The sequence below is a fragment of the Bacteroides xylanisolvens XB1A genome (genome assembly GCF_000210075.1).
In the GTDB taxonomy this organism is placed as follows: Bacteria; Bacteroidota; Bacteroidia; order Bacteroidales; family Bacteroidaceae; genus Bacteroides; species Bacteroides xylanisolvens.
The window spans coordinates 4,129,557-4,148,408 of the sequence record NC_021017.1 but is presented as its reverse complement, the minus strand read 5'-3'; the positions used below and the strand labels follow the sequence as shown (position 1 = coordinate 4,148,408).

General features: G+C 38.7%; 13 protein-coding genes. All 13 read right to left on the bottom strand.

Going from position 1 to position 18,852, the window contains the following annotated elements; genetic code table 11:
- Positions 1–9: 9 nt before the first annotated feature.
- Positions 10–1,404, bottom strand: coding sequence for an O-antigen ligase family protein (locus BXY_RS15740; RefSeq protein WP_015532424.1), 1,395 nt, complete (start codon positions 1,402–1,404; stop codon positions 10–12).
- 283 nt (positions 1,405–1,687) lie between these two features.
- Entirely contained in the window at positions 1,688–2,062 is a 375-nt protein-coding gene (locus BXY_RS15735; RefSeq protein ID WP_015532423.1) for a DUF1573 domain-containing protein, read from the bottom strand.
- Positions 2,055–2,849 (bottom strand): DUF4369 domain-containing protein, encoded by a 795-nt coding sequence (locus tag BXY_RS15730; RefSeq protein ID WP_008645512.1) that lies wholly within the window; start codon positions 2,847–2,849, stop codon positions 2,055–2,057. The genes BXY_RS15735 and BXY_RS15730 overlap by 8 nt, the downstream gene beginning before the upstream one ends.
- Positions 2,850–2,869: 20 nt before the next feature.
- The gene (locus BXY_RS15725) at positions 2,870–3,571 is read right to left on the bottom strand and encodes a hypothetical protein (RefSeq protein ID WP_008645514.1); all 702 of its coding nucleotides are present in this window, start codon (positions 3,569–3,571) and stop codon (positions 2,870–2,872) included.
- A gap of 641 nt (positions 3,572–4,212) precedes the next feature.
- Positions 4,213–4,539, bottom strand: coding sequence for a DUF4251 domain-containing protein (locus BXY_RS15720; RefSeq protein WP_230296849.1), 327 nt, complete (start codon positions 4,537–4,539; stop codon positions 4,213–4,215).
- Positions 4,540–4,976: 437 nt separating this feature from the next.
- Complete coding sequence (locus BXY_RS15715; RefSeq protein WP_008645522.1) at positions 4,977–5,702, bottom strand: DUF4369 domain-containing protein; 726 nt, start codon at positions 5,700–5,702, stop codon at positions 4,977–4,979.
- A 38-nt stretch (positions 5,703–5,740) separates the two neighbouring features.
- Positions 5,741–6,433: a hypothetical protein gene (locus BXY_RS15710; protein WP_008645524.1), complete on the bottom strand. Its 693-nt coding sequence runs from the start codon at positions 6,431–6,433 to the stop codon at positions 5,741–5,743.
- A 269-nt stretch (positions 6,434–6,702) separates the two neighbouring features.
- Positions 6,703–7,038 carry a hypothetical protein gene (locus BXY_RS15705; RefSeq protein ID WP_008645528.1) on the bottom strand — a complete coding sequence of 112 codons (336 nt, stop codon included), beginning with the start codon at positions 7,036–7,038 and terminating at the stop codon, positions 6,703–6,705.
- A 30-nt stretch (positions 7,039–7,068) separates the two neighbouring features.
- Positions 7,069–8,478 (bottom strand): glycoside hydrolase family 28 protein, encoded by a 1,410-nt coding sequence (locus BXY_RS15700; RefSeq protein ID WP_178286125.1) that lies wholly within the window; start codon positions 8,476–8,478, stop codon positions 7,069–7,071.
- A gap of 35 nt (positions 8,479–8,513) precedes the next feature.
- Positions 8,514–11,777: a DUF4450 domain-containing protein gene (locus BXY_RS15695; RefSeq protein WP_008645532.1), complete on the bottom strand. Its 3,264-nt coding sequence runs from the start codon at positions 11,775–11,777 to the stop codon at positions 8,514–8,516.
- 16 nt (positions 11,778–11,793) lie between these two features.
- Positions 11,794–13,905, bottom strand: coding sequence for a hypothetical protein (locus tag BXY_RS15690; RefSeq protein WP_008645533.1), 2,112 nt, complete (start codon positions 13,903–13,905; stop codon positions 11,794–11,796).
- Positions 13,906–14,026: 121 nt separating this feature from the next.
- Complete coding sequence (locus tag BXY_RS15685) at positions 14,027–15,709, bottom strand: hypothetical protein (RefSeq protein WP_008645534.1); 1,683 nt, start codon at positions 15,707–15,709, stop codon at positions 14,027–14,029.
- Positions 15,709–18,852 carry a SusC/RagA family TonB-linked outer membrane protein gene (locus BXY_RS15680; RefSeq protein WP_008645537.1) on the bottom strand — a complete coding sequence of 1,048 codons (3,144 nt, stop codon included), beginning with the start codon at positions 18,850–18,852 and terminating at the stop codon, positions 15,709–15,711. The genes BXY_RS15685 and BXY_RS15680 overlap by 1 nt, the downstream gene beginning before the upstream one ends.

Sequence of the window (18,852 nt, the reverse complement as noted above, 5' to 3'; positions counted from 1 at the left end):
AGTTTATAATTAAATATTCTTTTTACGCAAATAGTTTCTAGCCTCTTCTTGTATGATAGTAACAGTGTAAGATGGTATCTTTATTCGTTTATTTATTATTTCTAAAGCTATCCGTTCGGCAAGTATGCAGTTATCAGATTTTACATAGACCCTCAAAAGTCCTTGTAATGGAAGAAAACGGCTAGGACACATACATTGTGCCAGCTTATATCGTCTTTCAGCTTCTTCCCAACATTCCATTTGATAGTAATTATCCGCCAATTGCATTTGCAGGTCATACGTATTGATATAAGATTCGCAATGCAAGAATATGTTGACGCTTTGTTTGTACAATTCCACATTTTTCAATTCTGATGCATAATTGTACAAGAAATAGGGATTGCCATTCCACTCATCATATAGCTTGGTAAATACAGATAATTCATTATCCAGCAAACCATTGTTCTTTTCTGCAACCAACGAAATTCGTTTCCATGTACGCTCGAAAATGATATTCTTAATCAAAAAGAAACAGAGTATAAAAAGAATAATCAATAAAAATGGCTTGTTGAAACGTATTGTTCGTAGAGCAACCTCCCGTTGATTAAGTGAAGCGAAGCAGTAGATAATCATGAACCAAACAAAAGTATATTTGAATGGATAAGAAAAACAGGAAAATATAGCAATAGAAACAAGCGTCAGTATGGCTGGAGTGTCAAATGCCACATTACTTCGAAAAACAGCAATCAACGACAATAAGAATAAAGCGATTCCTATAAGTCCTTGTTCAATCAGCAGCAACAGATACTCATTAAATGGATAATTCGTGTTTCCTGCCAATATTCTATCGCTTTCATCAGCATGGGAGGAAGACAAATATTTGGCTTGTTCCGGCATGTAATCCGCCTTAAAAGAACCAAGTCCGTTTCCCTGAATTATATGTTCCTTACACAATCCGGCAGATACTTTCCAAATCAGAACACGACCGGAAGCGGAAGCTGGTTTTAGATAAATCAGTCCAATGAATAAACTTATTAGAAACAAAGCGCCTCCGCTGATAAGAAAGATGCGCCTTTTATGAATTAACTTCCGATAACGGAGAGCATAAAAAAGGAGTGTTACTACGCATAAAGTAAGTACACCTGTTCTCGAACCGGATAAGATAACGACTATAATGAGGAGAAGGCACGCCATAACCTTGAACGTTCTTCTTTTTCCGTTAGAAGAATGACACAAAAGAAAAGGATAACAGAGAACGATGCTCGCAGCAAATCCGGCGGGATTATCAAAAGAACCGGTAACTGGAAAATAAGATTGAATTTCTATACACCCTACATATTGCAGCAAGCCATACAAGGCCGACAAAACTCCAACGACAGCTAAAATGCTATTAAATGTTTCTGTAGGATTTTTTCTATTACGCATCAACACAAAAAGAATCCATCCAGATACAATGTATACACTGTGTATATATTGTGATGTAAAGAGACTGCAAACGAAAACATATCCCATAAAAACAGTAAAAGACAGAAATAGAAAATCAACAGACAGTCTAATTTTTCGCTTCCAGTTCCCTATGCAAATACCTCCCCATAATATGATGCCGACAACGAAACTTATATTTTTAGGCATAAAATACCTATCCATAAACCAATCAGCCGATAAGTATAAGGTGGTGATAAGTAAAAAAGAAAACGTAAAAACATTATCACTGAATAATTGCCTTAACTTGCAGAATATAAAAGAGGGAGTCTGTATTTGCATTGATAATAATTAATTCTTCTTTCGCTCCTAATCCCTTTCCTTTCGGATTGAAAGAAAAATGAAGCGAGCACGATTCGTCAGGATTTAATTCATACTTCTCCACCGATGCTTGTGTACATCCACATCCAGTTTCGATCTCTCCTATCTCCAATCTGGCATTGCCTACATTGGTGATTGTAATGCTATCACGACAAATTATATCAGAACTAATTATTCCGAAATCGTGTGTATAGGAAGACAGGGACATCTCTGCCTTCCTTTTTTGATTGCAAGAAACGCAAATCAGCAGAATAACAATAAGACCAAGGATTTTACTCATTTTTTATAGTTGTTGATGATGAACTACTCGGAATAGTCTCGATGAAACGGGGCGCATTATCACGTATACTATCCAACAACGGTTTGGTCTTTTCTCTATATTCTTCTCTTTTAATAGTATAGTCCCGCCAAGCCAAAAGAATATCTCGATCGGCTTTGGGCATTCGGTCGAGAATCCGTAGATATTTTGGGAAATCAGGATCCTTTGATGCTCTTCGTCCGTTCAACAAAAAAGATAAGTGGAATCGTACGACATCTGGATATTGAGCATATTTCTCTAAGAAAAAAAGTCTACATTCGTTGGCATGTATGTATGCATCTCTGAAAGATGCACTTCTATTTTGAAGAGAACGCTCTCTATCCACTTTTTTTTGCTGTTCGATAATACATCTGTTATAATCGTCGTTAATAGGAGTACCTGATACAATACCCTTATCTGCCCAATTAGCGATACGGATATGGATATTACCAGGCTCAACTATAAAATATAAGCCCAAATCCAACATATTTCTTCCTGTTCTGGCACTAGAAAGATACGCTAAGAATGGCTTTTGTGAAAGTACACCTTCATAATGGAATTTCCCGTCAACCACCAATATACTATCAATAAATGAATGTTTCATGCGCTCATACTCTTGACCAATGGCAGAATTGTTAACTAAACGCAAATAACTATTATCCAACGAATGGTCGGGTAATTCACCCCAAATGGTGTACTTTTCTTGTCCATAAAACTGTTGAGCTATAGAAACGAATGCGATAATTAGCAATATACTACTATATTTCATTTTTATATATATTAAATTTATCATTTTTCTTTTTTACCATATGCCGCCTGACAAGCATCTTGACACCCAGTTAAATCAAAATAACAACAATCCAAACAGAAATCATGACTATCTACGCATGCCTCATATCTAGGTCCCTCTTGATATAATTTTTCCTTTGCCGGTACATTTTCAAGACATGTATTGAATATCTCATAGCAATTAGTTACACCTTGTTCCATATCACCATCACATTTTTTATTACAATTCTCAAGTGCCTCTGGATCTTCCGCTCGTGTACCAATAACAATTTTATGCATTTGATATTTTTGCCGAGCTCTTATTAATTCTAATCGGGTGACATCAACTCCCTCATAAACTTCTTGAAATATAGAAAAAATTCTATTCCGTTCGGTTCGTTCATCATATTTTAACAAAATATTCAATTGCACTCTTGCTTCCATACGAGTTTCAGAATTCAACAATTGTTTCTTAAGCTGATGATACTGTTCCTTCCCTTCTGAAGATAATTCGTTAATTGCGTTTCGCCTTCGCCTAATCCCCTTCCTTATTTCTTTTTGTAAGTTCTGATAGGCTTCCGAAGCAATAAAGAGATCAGCGGCAGTCACATCTTCTGCCTGTTGAAAGTAATCGTCAGCTTCATCCGCCTGACAACTAAGCACAGAAATACTGATTAGAAAAACTAATCCAACCATAATAAAGCCTAAATTCATTTTTTTCATAAGAACTACTTTTAGAGATTAATAATATTGAATATCTTTTTCAAGGCGATACCAAGATATTAGTAGATAATCGTTTGGCTCATTTTCCAGTTCTGTCTATATCAAATAAGATAAGGAACTGTATTTTTCCATAATATTAGTACGAATAAAAGTTTATTGCTCTTGCTGTTACAAAGGACGACATTTATAAATTTAAATACAAATTTCAACCGTATACAAATACGTATACACAGCCAATGTATATGCGTTTTTTAAAGACCAAGGATTTTACTCATTTTTTACAGTTGTTGATGATGAACTACTCGGAATAGTCTCGATGAAACGAGGTGGATCACCGATCAAACTATCTAATATTATTCTGCTCTTCCTTTTAAATTCTCGTTCTTTTATAATATAATCCCACCACGACAAAAAAGCATCTCGATCCGCTTGGGGCATTGAATTAATAATGCGTAGATATTGAGAGAGTTCAGATTCCCTAATCGCGAATTATCTGGAAATTCACCTTGAATCGTGTATTTCTCTTGTCCGTAAAATAGTTGGGCTATAGATACAAACATTAATATGAATAGATATTTTCTCATGATAATAATTTAAGTGTTACAGAGACTCCGTTTCTTCTCTTCACATATTTAATTCTCCTAAAAAATGATACTTTTCCCCTGCTGCAAGGTGATATAAATGCTCGCACTTCCATTGGAATATACCTTAATATAAAAGTTGCAATTACCTATTGTTGTATTTGCAGAAAACTTGATGTGAGCATTTTTCTTTTTATCTATATCCACAGTATATTTTTTCAAAGGAGCCTGAAAGTAAAGTTCTGCTCCTCTCCTGTATGGTATATCAGCTTGACCGAGATAAAAAAGATCAGAAAAAATTGAATCATTTTTAATTTCTATTGAATAATCAGACTCATTCAATAATATAGGATCTTTATATGGAAGAATGCAAGTACCTACATTTATCTTGTAGACTTTTGATGTAATAATCTTTCCGACAACTTCCGCCTTTTGTTTTTTTTGTTCTTTTTTGCTTTGGGGCAGAAAGAATCGGAATTTCTACCAGCATTGTCAAAAATAGAACAAGAATTTGCTTTTTTACTTTCATATTAGATTATAACTTAAATATGGATGTATAAAAAGCCTAATGAAATACGGTTATAGGACACATACCATTGCTACTCTCACAATTGCCTATTCCGATTTGCAAATAATCATCATTCGATTGACAACTAAGCATAGATATAGCTATTAAAAAGGTTAACACAACCATATTCAAGAAAGCTTTGCTTTTTTTCATAAAACTATTTTTAAGGTAGTAACATATAGGGCACTTATTCTCCCGCTGATTGTCAATTTCATAATCAAAAACACGTCATACAAATCACAATAAGACTAAAATTCTACTTATTTTTCATCGTTGTTGATGATGAATTACTCGGAATAGTCTCGATGAAACGAGGAGCATTGTTACGTATACTGTCCAATAATGGTTTGGTCTTTTTTTCATATTCATACTTTTTAATAGTATAGTCCAGCCAAGCCAAAAGAATATCCCGATCTGCTTTAGGCATTCGGTCGAGAATCTGTAGATATTTTGGAAAATTAGGATCCCTTGACATTCTTCGTCCGTTCAATAAAAAAGATAAGTGGAATCGTACGACATCCGGGTATTGGGCATATTTTTCTAAAAAAAGTAATTGATTTTCCATACTTCTCTTTGTGCCAATCATATAGGTACTGTAATCTTCATTAATAGGAGTACCTGATACCACACCCTCATCTGCCCAATTAGCGATGCGGATATGAATATTACCAGGCTCAACTATAAAATACAGGCCCAAATCCAACATATTTCTTCCTGTCCTTGCACTAGAAAGATACGCTAAGAATGGCTTTTGTGAAAGTACACCTTCATAATGGAATTTCCCATCAACCACCAATATACTATCAATAAATAAATGTTTAATTCGTTCTTTTTCTTGACTAAGAGCTGAACTATTAGTCAAACGCAAATAACTATCATCTAACGAATGGTCGGGTAATTCACCCTGAATGGTATATTTTCCTTGACCGTAAAATAGCTGGGCTATAGATACGAAAATAAAAATGAATAGATATTTTTTCATTATTACGACTATTAAATATTAACTCTTACAATTAAAATTTATTCCTCATCTGGATAGCTTTTATCACAATTTTTTTTACAATTTTCTTCCTCCCTTTGTGCAGCCGATATACAGGCATCTCTTACTTTTACCCAGAATTTATAGCTTTCACCATCTGGAAATTCACTAGCAGGTAAATCTTTAATATTCTCGTTAAAATGGTTATGACATGCAATTATATCTTCTTTAGTCGTTTCATCACAATCATTCTTGCATTTTTCACGTAATTCTGCATTGGTATCTGTTCGTGTAATCACAACTTTACACATTCGACTTTTTTGTCGTGCCCTCATCAACTCTAATTTAGTAAAATTTACATCTTTAAAAACGTCCCTGACCAAGGAAGAAATACGATCACGGTTAGCTTGATAATCATATCCTGTCAGAATCTTTAATTGAGTAATTGCTTCTGTACGAGTCTCAACATTAAGCATACCTTTTCGGAGTAAACGATATTGTTCCAAGTCTTCTTTAGACAATTTAGAGATTGCGTTTCGTTCTCTTCTCATGTCCTTTCCTATTTCTTTTTCCAAGTTCTGATAAGCTTCCGAAGCAATAAAAAGATCAGCAGCAGTCACATCTACTGCCTGTTGAGAGTATTCGTCAGTTTCATCCGTCTGACAACTAAGTACTAAAATACTGATTAGAAAGGCTAATCCAATCATAACAAAGCCAAAATTCCACTTTTTCATAAGAATTACTTTTAGAGATTACTAATTTTGAATATCTTTTTCAAAGCAATATCATATATTTGTAAAAATTGTATAATTCACTTCCAATTCCATCTATATCACATAAGATAAGGAGCTGCATTTTTCCATATTATTAGTACGAATAAGAATTTATCGTTCTTGTTGTAACAAAGGACGACATTTATAAATTGGAATACAAATTTCAACCGTATACAAATGCGTATACACAGCCAATGTATACGCATTTAAATATGTTTTTTAAAGAAAGATTATTCTAAACGTAATGATTTAATAAAATCGGTAATAGATTCACAAGAAACATTCATTTTCTTTTTCAATCTACTACGGCGTATCCGAAAAGAACTTCCTAGAATATGGAACAACTCTGAAATCTGCGCATTACTAAAATCGATACGTAACAAAAGAATGATATGTATATCATCTTCAGAAAGTACAGGGTAATAACGTCTCAACTTATAGATAAAACCATCCTGATGAAGATTTATCCAGAATTCTAACTTATTCCAATTACAATCACTTATTGCTGATAAAGATGTAACATAAATTTGTACGTCATAGACAGTCTTCCATTCTTCTTCATTCATAGCTGGATTTTTATCTATTACAATTATGCCCTATTTCACCAATTCACCATTGATATAAAGGTTTTTGAAAGTAATATCTTTCGCCCCTTTAATATCATTTGCTCCTTTGGCTACATTATTAAAGTGAGAATCCTCTACACTGATATTATATACATGTTTATCATCCTCCAATCCGATAATAAGCACACCTAATTTACTCTTCTCACAAGTTACATTCTTCAAATGCACATTACGGACAATCGGGTCAAACCCTCTCTTACATTTCTCCCGATTCTCATATTGCAGATTGATGCGAAGTACAGCTTCACGACATTGTCCTACCGTTACATTGCGCACATATACATTTTCTATAAGTCCTCCACGGCAAGTGCTCGTCTTAATACGAATGACACGATCCAGATTCGGGCTATCCATCCGGCAGTCTTCTACAAACAAGTTACGGTAACCACCGGAAATCTCACTGCCGATCACTACTCCTCCATGTCCATTTCTCATCATGCAACCACGTACGATAATGTTCTCACTGGGAATATTCCATTTACGCCCGTCTTCATTACGTCCTGATTTAATGGCAATACAATCATCACCCGTGTCAAATGTACAATTCTCTATCAACACATTCTTACAAGATTCAGGATCACATCCGTCTCCGTTAGGTCCACGATTGAAAACAGTCACTCCGCTAACAATCAAGCTCTCGCAGAAAAGAGGATGAATCACCCAAAATGGAGAGTTTAACAAAGTAACACCTTCAATCAAGATGGTGTGGCAGGAATGTAAGTTCAATAGCTGCGGACGCATACCATCTTCCGGCTTCATCAGACGCTTGTAGACAGGAGTCGATGTTTCACCATACATCAACAGACGTTCACGACCTCCATTGCGTTGAGCCACCATGCCTTCTTTCCAACCATACTTTACGGCCCCACACATCGGCCACCAAGTTTCCATGCTACCTTGTCCGTCAATAATACCTTTTCCTGTTATGGCAATATTGCTTTCACCATAAGCATAAATCAAGGGGTGAGCGTTATAGCAATCAATTCCTTCCCAACGGGTTAAAACTGCAGGAAAATAAAGGCTTTGATCTGTAGAGAATTTCAAAACAGCTCCCTCTTCGAGATGGAAATTCACATTGCTCTTTAGAGTAATAGGTCCGGTATAAAAAGTGCCTTTAGGAACAATTACTGTGCCACCTCCTGACAGACTGCACTGTAAAATAGCCTGATTAATGGCTTCATGGCAAGGATTAGCCTCATCATCCGTTTTTGCTCCAAAATCAGTTATAAGAAATGTTCGTTTCGGAAAAGAGGTCCGTTTAATCTGTTTTTCGATACGGGCGCTTTCTTTAAATGCTTTATCAAAATCAACAGTATTCGCAGATGTTACCTCTGCCACAAAAAGCAACATCAGTAGTAAATTAATAGTTCTTCTCATCATAATTCTTATCCTTTTATTAATATGTTATTTTTATTTTATTGCAATGTAACTCCCATCAGACCGATAACAACATCGTTTGAAAGTGTTTCCAACGTCAGATGACTTAACTCTTTGGAAGGATTCAGAGGCATGTCCAAAAGTACACCTGCTCCCCCCTCGATGGAACGTCCATAAACACCCTTTATGCCTAAGTCCTTTCCCAAGTCATTGCTAACCAAACCCGTCTTAAAATGAATGCGATAAGGACGGGGAGAAACAACGGTGAATGCCTGACCATCAACATAGAAATCCTGTTCAATAGGACACCAGTTATCCGGATTCACTAATTCCAATACATCAGAAGTTCCATCTGTATAGTATACACGAACAATACCATTAGCAATGCGACACTGCATGTGGTTGGTACTGCCTGCCATCATTAAATAGGCATGAGAAGCCCGACCGGAAAGCGGAATACTCAAACTGTCGGGATAATTATCCCACAACGAAGTAAAAGCAATATTGCTTCCTTGAGCCAATGTTCGGAATGGCACACCCAGTTTGGTAGTCAGCATCTCATCACGTACCAAGGCACGCAAACCTGCATCATCAATATCAGCAGTTAATTTGGGATGGCACCACTCGCCAATGCCCTGAACAGGAAGTTGCAAAGTGGTATAAGGCGAACGGGGTGTCAGATACTCATTCCGGAAAATATCAGTCACATTCGCATTGAACAAAGAATCCATATTCATCACCCGGCACTCTGACGTATTCACCTGTGAGAAAGGAAGAATGACTGATGTTTTTTCCGATTTCGTAATCTGTACGTTTACAGGCTGCCACCATTCCATCTGTCCTTGTTTCATGCGAACAAAGAATGTATGATGCCCCAAATGATCATTGACCTTACTTCTTATAGATGTATCACTAACATTCGGTTGTATCAGCACTCCCTGCGGATCATATATTTCACCGAATACCGCCCCTAAAATGGATGGAACACGGATCTCCGCTAAAGCCTCCGCCTGTATTTCAGGCAAAACCGGATTCAGACAGTTTCCTTTCCACACAATTTCGACAATTGCTTTTTGGGCAGAAGAAGCAGGAATAACAACCACCGGATAACCAGAAGCAGCTTCCGCAAAGCTCCAGTCAACTTCTTTCCCATTTACTTTCACAGAATGAATCCTTTCTCTTCCGACATTCACTTGTAATGTCAATGCCAAAGGCGCCTTAAAACGTTGCTCTATCCGGTAAATATCCGTATCATTCTCCCTGACAAAGTGATAGGTTATGTCAGGCAAAGAAATAGAAGCTTTTAACCATCCTGCGGGAAATCCCGGACGAATCACCATCTTCCCGTTCAATACATCGGGTAAAATGCCATACAATCCTTGTACCAGTAATCGGGAAGCTACCCCTATCGGATCTCCAAAGTCACGATAACACTCTCCACGGGCAGCATCATAAAAGCTGACTTGCCCCAAATTGCCGGGACTGTTACCTAAGTACATACCATCCAGAAATGAACTTTTCATCAATCGATATGCCTCCTCCGGACGTCCTGCCTGGAAATAGGCCAAAGCTGTATGCATTACCTCTGCGAAAGCCACATTATTGATACTCCAGGAATAAGGTAACCAATTGGTAGTGGCAATCGTTGCATACCCCTCTTCCAGTCCATCGGCATACACGGGGATATGTGGTATTTCCGTATCAACATACCGTGTAGCCTGATAAGCTTGAAAAGGATCAGCAACGTCGCTATCGAGTGCATGGTATATAGTCCATAATCCCGGACTTTCGTGAAGCCGGCGATGTCCCATAAAATCCTGATATTCCGCCCAACAACCTTTGCCCTGCATCCAAAGACGCTTATTCATCGCTTTCAATATTTGCTCGGCTTCGTTCTGATAAGGTGAAGGGTCTTCGCCTATCAAAGAAGCAAGAAAAGCTGCCATTTTATTGGCACGGTAGTTATAAGCCGACGAATGGGTGACTGCGCCACTGTTGTAGTAAAGCGCATCACTTGCCCAAATACAAGCGTATGCATCATATAAACCATCATTGTCCGGATCATAATTTAATTTTTCCCAAGCTAGATGGCGGGTAATCACAGGCCACATTTTGCGGACATACGCAGTATCTCCCGTCCAGTTGAAGTGCCATAACAATTCATCCATGTAACAAAGATTCATGTCATAGTGGTGCATCTGGTTGTTACGTCCAGGATTCCGGCAAATATACCCATTACTATATTGAGGAGTTCCCCAACGTTTTTCCGAACGCGCCAGATTCATTGTAGAATCCTGTGCCGGATGAGGTATTGTATTCGGGACATCAGTCACCTGACTGGCTGCATAAGCATCAAAATGAGTCCGTGCCCGGTCATGCCAACCTAAAGCATCACCGGTATATCCGGCCCTCCACCCACTTAACGGCATACGCCAGCCAATAGCACCGTGCAACCAAACCTGTCCGTCCCAAATTCCATCGGCAGCTGCGACCAATGCACCACCCAACGTGTTCAAATAAGGGTCCGGCGTTTCTATCTTCAAATGAGAAGCCAATACCAAAGAGGCTGCCTCCGCTTGTTGATAAAGTTTACGGACATTATAGCCTTCGGAAACCTCCCCACGTACCAAGTATACTTCTTTCTGCAAAGAAAGTTCACCTGTGACAAGGTCAGTCGCTTCGGCAGGAAGTTCGAAGCAATCAGCCGGGTCTACCCCCATATCTCCATTACGACTCAAACGTTTTCCGGTAGCTCCCCCATGTTGCCAACGAAGTATAGCTCCTTTAGGCATATTCGAAGGAGAAAAACGCCAAATAGCTCCATCCATATCGGCTAATGCCAATACAGAAATACGCAGTTCTCCTTTTCCCCAAGACGGGTCTGTCAAATAATAGGTACGTTTTCCAGCCGAATAACGGGATTCACAATGCCCGGTGCAGTCAAGCGCCAATTCTGTTCCGTCACGAAGAATGACTTTGAAACTTATATTTCCTCCGCGTCCGTTATTATAAAAAGCAAAAACCGGCCGGTCACTTGTTTCTACCCGAAAGGGACTGTGACTACCGTACAAAGCACGGGTATACCGATTCTTACCATTGACACAAACAAACTCATCACCATCGGGACGATATTGCAACGTCCTTTTTGTACCTCGCAGATGTTCATTCAAGGAGATGGATTCTTTAAAGTCACCGATCTGCTTTGCCTCTCTTTGAGCATTTAATGGCATCGCCGACAACATCAAGAGGCAACAAACAGTCAGCTTTCCTTGTAAAATAAGATTCAGATGAAAATAACTCATATTTTTTTGTGTTTGATTATGGTAATGGCTTCAATCCTTCCCAACGGACATTCCAAGTTCCATCTTTCGGAAATCCCGGATTAGTCTCCGTACATCCGTCCCAACCGGCACACATCATCGCAATAGCAGTCAGCAAGCCGCCATTACCCGGTAAATAAATACGTAAACGACCGTCCTGATAATTATGACCATTCGGCAAGTATGTGTTTGTACGTTTGTCCATCAGTAAAGCTCCGACGGCCTTTTCCGGTTCACCCAAACGGGCAGCATTCATAGCCGTCATCGGATAATCCCATCCCCAGGTTTTACCCCAATTCCAGTTATCCCAAATCCAGTGCAATGTATTTTTCATATAATCTTCCCGGATAAGTTTATTCATCGGAAGAATACCGACTGCACCTAATACTGCCATGTGGTCGGAAGTATAACGAATATCTTTATAAGTATCTATGGCTGTTTCAGCAGCCAGATAAAGTCCTTCATTATTAGATGCTAAAGGGGAAAGTTTATCGATCATTTCATCCCATTCCAAACTGCGTTGCTGTCCCATACGTTCACGCCATTGTTGGGCGGTCTGCATGGCAAAATGCCAGTAAGAAAGTTCAAAAGGAGGATTAACTGTTTCTGCAGCACGCAACGTTTCTTGTGCAGGAATGGCACCTTTCAATATGTAACGTCCTTCCAGTTCATCGTATGTAGCAAAAGAGTACATAAATTCTGCAGTCTCCTGTACCAAACGATTATATTTCTCCAATACTTCTTTAGTCGGATCAGCACGATAAAGTAATTCTGCCAAATAAATTAAATGAGGTTGTTGCCAAATCAGAAAACTTCCTACTTTGGAAGGGGCTTCTGTTCCTGAAGGATCGGTCATTTTCATCCAGCGAACACCATCAAACCCTTGTCTTTGAGCTATTTGACGCGCTATCGGTTCAGCCTTTTCATACCAGCCTAATGTACGGTCAAGTAAGTTGCTACGATTCCAAAGAGCAAATTGAGCCTCGTGCCACCAGATCATTTCAAGATGGAATTTGCCAAACCACGAATTATAGGTAAGCCCCGTCTCTTGCGGAGGAGTAGTACCTGCGCTCTGAATAGCAAGCAAATATTGGCTAAGTACCACACGTCGTTCCAGTTCTTTGGCCCGTGGGTCTGTACATGCCGAAAAGTCAACAGCTGCACCTTCCTTCCAAAACGAATTCCAATAGTTTTTTGCTTCTTCTTGAGTTTGTGCTACAGTAACAGGCTGCATTGAAGGAGCTGTACTAGTAAAAGCACATGCAAAAGCTAAATGATCGTCCATCGGAGTCAGGACAAAATAATGTTTTGCTTTCTCATTGAAAGTAGCCTTCCCTTCCCAATACAAAGTTACGAAATACTCTATGCTATCTAAAGTATGTTTCAAAACTGCGGAAGATTCATTTTGAGTAACAATAGTCGTTGTATGTTTATCAACGGCTTCCCAATTACATGCATCATCACAATGAGCGCCCGTAGGATACGGAAAGCGAAAACAAATCCCGGTATGCGCCTTAGAGGTAATATTTGCAGCAATCATATCATTAGAAGGATGGCAGACTGTCTCTACTTGATAATCTTCACCGTTTAATTTAAACCGACTTTCGATTTTTCCATCCCACAAGCAAAGTTTCTGATGAACATCAGTTACCTGTTCAATATCCGTACCTTCCTCCACGTCAAAACCGACAATTCCTAAATGAAGACGATGCGGATTGACACGAAACCAATTAGCGGCATCCTGCTGTCTGCCTTCTTCTTTGAATTGAGTAGCGTAAAGTTCTTTCTTTCCCCTGCCAAAATCGTATTCTTTCAGGGTTTCTTCCGAAGTAAGCCGGTCCGGATTGGCGAAGCTATGCCAACCCCACTGGCTCTGCGTTCCCAACGGAACTCCTTTTTTATAATTGTCCGGAAACGTCTGTAATCCGGTTATGTCTACCGTATAAGCAAACTCTCCATTTCCTACAGAAAGTGAAGCTAATGAATCGAATGCCGTCACAACAGGACTATTCCTTTCTACTAATGCCTCGCGGTCAATTATCGGCTGATTTCCATCTCCGCAAGCTGTCCAAATAAAAAGTGCTGCAATAGATACTGCGAATGTTTTCATGATTCTTTATTATTGTTATTTACAAAAGTATTTATTTTTGAAACAAATGACGCGGATTCTCATTCAAAAACCCGCGTCACTCCACCCTAATAATCCAATCCAAAGGATGATTTGAGGATCTTTATTTTAAATTCCATTTGATAAAATAGTCTCCATTCATTATTTTGGAACGAATGTCTTCAGCATTGCCGGTAGTTTCGTACTTTTCCGAAATATACTTCGCCATGAAACTATTATCATTATAACGTTTTGCCATACGAATCATAGCCGGATAAACTTTTCCTTCGCATGCCATTTCCAGCATCATTTCTTTCAATATTTCTTCGTCATTGTTTTGCTTATCGGAGGTAAAGGTACGTGATCCTAAACCACTATAACTTACTTCCGTTCCACGAATCCCCTTGTCACCATATTTACGGCTAGCGATTCCTGAAGTTCCATTTGAATAATTGTATACGGTACTAGCATTTGTCCAATGAGGGGTAAACCCATACCAGTTACCAGAATAAGTTCCTTCTTCATTAACGTCGAATTCACTAATATACCCACTAACACCAACATTAATTAAAGCGTCTATTACCGCTCTTCTACCCAACTGATTGAAAGCTTCCGCCAACATGAAATAGAGGTCTGCCCCTCGATAAGTATACACAAATACGTCATCACGATAAGCAGCACGCAAAGGACTGGAAATCGGACGAAATTTACAAACCACCCATTTTCCATTGTAATCATAAACCGTACGATCCATTCGGAAATCTTTGGTTTGATTACCCAGCGGATCGAATTCATTGTCTTTGAAACGTTCAACTGCCACTTCGGCCGGTGCTAACCAATATTTATTCGGATAATCAGAATCGAAATGTTTCAACAGATTGTTCGTCTGTCTGTTTTGATAGTCATACATGATTGCTGATGCAGATTCATAATCATACGGTGTCTCATTATTAAAAAAATTATTATAATGACTGAACAACATATCATTACGTAAAAAAGCAATAGATTGATTGTTGGTCTTTTCATACATACTATTCATTTTGTTAAGTATCATATTGATACACTGCTGGTATCTACCTAACCACAAGCAAATCTCTGCATATAAAGCATAATAAGGCGGAGTCATCATATCCCAACGACGATATTCACTGTTCGCTAATTCTGTGTCCGGATCTACCCAGTCTTTCCAAGCCGTTTCATAAGTTCCATCAATGTTATCAAAACCAATGTCTAACAAATTCTTACAAGCAACCATTGTTTCATCAAGATTCAACACGTCAAACTTTGACAAGTCTCTTAATGAAGTCATCGGTTTATCCACCCAAACTACCTCTCCATAGATTTTGGCAATTGTCATAAACATCCATGTCTTAACACGTAGCGTACTGCTGACCAACGCCTTGTAATGGCTTTCGTTAATAGAATTATTTTCTTCGTATGTTTTCAATTTTCGAAGATAATCGTTGCAAGCATTAATCACTTCGTAAAATCCGGAAGGATCTGCATACGAATTACCACTCAAATCATCATCATAATTATACAAGTTATAGAGTTCAGTGGGTGCCGTTGCAGTCGGCACCACCATTTCTCCACGAAGTTCATTCAGATAAATCACCTTGTCTCCAATAGCTTGCATTTTAGTCATAATACCAATGTAACCGGAGTACATCTCACTTTCTTCCGATATATAATCCTCATTATCGAGTGTAACATCCGTATCGGGATTAAAGAAATCATCACATCCTCCCAATAAGGTAGCCGCTAGAATGAAAGCGACATTTAATAATATTTTTTTCATCTTCATCATTAGAATTTCAAGTTAATACCCAATTTGACAGATTTCGGTTGCATTACTTTCGCATAATCAAATCCTTGTATTGCACTATTACCGGACGAGTAAGCAAATTCCGGATCCAGTCCCAAGTATTTAGTAGCAGTAAGCAGATTTTCTCCTGTCACATACAGTGTGCCGGAACGGAAGAACTTCCAAACTGGCTTATCAAAACTATAGCTTAACGTAACACTCTTCATGCGCAAATAAGAAGCGTCTTCAATCCAGCGAGAAGAAAATTTGTTATTGCCAATAGCGTCTCCATAATTGGCACGCGGAATATTGGTCACTTGTCCTTCCACACTCCAACGATTGGCTACAGCAACACTTTGGTTGGAAAAAGATGAAGCTGATTCCAATGTCTGTCTTACTGCATTGTAAGCTTCGTTTCCTTTTGAATATGAGAACTCAGCAGCTAAAGCAAACTGTTTGTAACGGATGTTGGTGTAAAATCCTCCAAAATAATCAGGAGTAGCACTACCCAAAGATACATAATCTTTAGAATCGATCCGACCATCATTATTCTGATCTACATAACGTACATCACCGGCACGGTATGGCTGATTACTACTGTTCAGCAATGCTGCCTCTTCTGCCTCCGACTGAGTGGAGTAAACACCCGTTGCCTGAAGTCCGTAAAACTCATATGGATTACCTCCTACTCGACTCACCAACATGGAACCGTCTTCATATTCAATTACTTCTTGTTCCTTGCCACCTAACGACTTGATTTTGCTTTCCATAAAAGAAATGTTACCTCCGACAATCCATTCAAAATCACGCAGGCGAACAAGTGAAGCCTGTAAAGAAAGCTCTACTCCATTATTGTCAATCTTACCGATGTTTGCATAATAAGCAGACGTACCATAAACTGCAGATTTACTAATGTTCATAATAACATCTTTGCTTCTTCCACGATAGTAATCAACCCCTACGTTAATACGATTTCTTAAAATACTTGCGTCCAAACTCAAGTTCATTTGTGAAGTTACTTCAGGTTTCAAGTGTGTATTCGGAATTTGTGTACGCAAAATACCTGACACTGCCATATATGGTGAACTACTATAATACGACTTTCCGTAATTGGAAGAAAAACGGCTGTTTCCCATCAGACTATATTCCGCGCGAATATCCAGACGATTTATCCAATCTTTATCAATCAGGAAAGACATGTTTTTCATCATCCAGGTGGCACTACCTGACGGATATACCTGGAAATGATTTGTATATCTTCCGTTGGCAGAAGAACCGTCAATTGCCATATTGAATGCAGTATTCAGAACATTATTATAAGTATAGTCGACATGAGCATAGATATTCGCCCAGTTCCATTTGTTCTGATAACCATCGAAATAACGACCAACAGCATTTGCAGATCCCAACACCTGATAGAAATCATTAGTAGTGTTACGGGCATATGCTCCGTCATATTCCTGCAAAGTAGTCATTGCCTGGAATCCTGCCATAACGTTCAGTGCATGACGGCTGTTGAACAACTTGTTGTAGCGCGCATTTAAATTATAAAAGTAGTTAGTGGCTTCCGCTACACCTTCTCGTATCGTATTTTCTTCTGTACCATATGAGTCGGTGATAGGAACAATGGTAAGATCCGTACGTCCCGGAACAAAAATGTGTTCTTTATTGTAATTATAATACAACCCAAACACACCACCAAGAGAAAATCCGGGAAACATTTTATAATTGAAACCAGCTTTGATATTGACGTCATACTGCCGACTTCTCGCATCTAATGTATTAACAATAGCCAGCGGATTACTTACGGCATAAGCCATATTCTCGCTAATTCCATAATAATAGGTAGAATAAACCGGAGTAAATATTCCATTATCAGATTTTTGGTAAGGGGCCAGCAACGGAGACTGTGCATAAGCAGTGAGTAACGGATTGGTACGCATATTCATTCCTTGTTCCTGATAATTGCCATTGATATATGCCAATCCGACAGTAGCATAGACTTCAAAATTCTTACTCACCAAGAAGTTTCCGTTCAACTGGGTATGGTAGCGATTCTGCTGGGTACTTTTCAATATTCCATCTTCTTTAGAGTACCCCAAAGATAAATCATATTTAGCGATAGCATCACCACCTTCTACCCGAAACAGATTCTCCGTTACGAATCCTCTCCGGTAGATTTCATCCTGCCAGTTCGTATTGTTATTGTAGTAGTTAGCATATTTGCTGTTATTAGGATCACTCATAAAAGGAAATTCAGTAAAGAACTCATCCATATTACCGAAATAACTCATACCCATATCCGACAAATACGAACGGTAGTTGATTCCGTTTAATAATGGCATACGCTTATTATTCCAATTGATACCAAATTGTCCATAGTAACTGATTTCCGTATTCATGTTGTCCGAATTAGCACCATCTGTCTCAATCAGAATAACGCCATTAGCACCCATAGAACCATATAAAGCAGCCTCTGCACCTTTCAAAATTGTAATATTCTGAATATCCTGCAGATTGTAAGCTTGGAAAATATTACGGCTCAATCCGTTAATCAACGGAGAATCATTCACGTCCGGTATATGAGGTATACCATTAATAACAACTAACGGAGCATTGTTACCCACAAACGAACGTACTCCACGGAAATTGAGATAACTTCCCTCTCCAGGCATACCGCTACCACGAGTTACCTGCAAACCGGCAATTTGTCCAGCCAAAGCACGGTCTATCTTCATGCCGGCAGGTACAAAGTCTTTTTTGGCAATATTCTCAGCGGAAGTAGTAACACCGTTTGTCTCAATACGGAAAGGCAACACCGTTGTCTCATTATACTTATACTCCGATTCGGGAATCAGAATAATAGACATCTCCTTACGGTTATTTACCGCCTGAAACACTGTATAATACCCGGCAGCCCAAACAGAAATATTGGCTTTCTGCGGATCCTTGCATTGAATTTGAAATACTCCATTTTTGTCCGTAGTGACATCTTCACTTCCGGTGACAGAGATTACCGCACCCTCAATCGGAATATTCAGGGTAGATAATATTTTACCGCTTATTTTGCCTTGTTCCTGCGCATACAGATTAGCTGCGAACAGGCAAATTAACAGGGCGAAAAATAAAACTTGTATCTTTTTCAT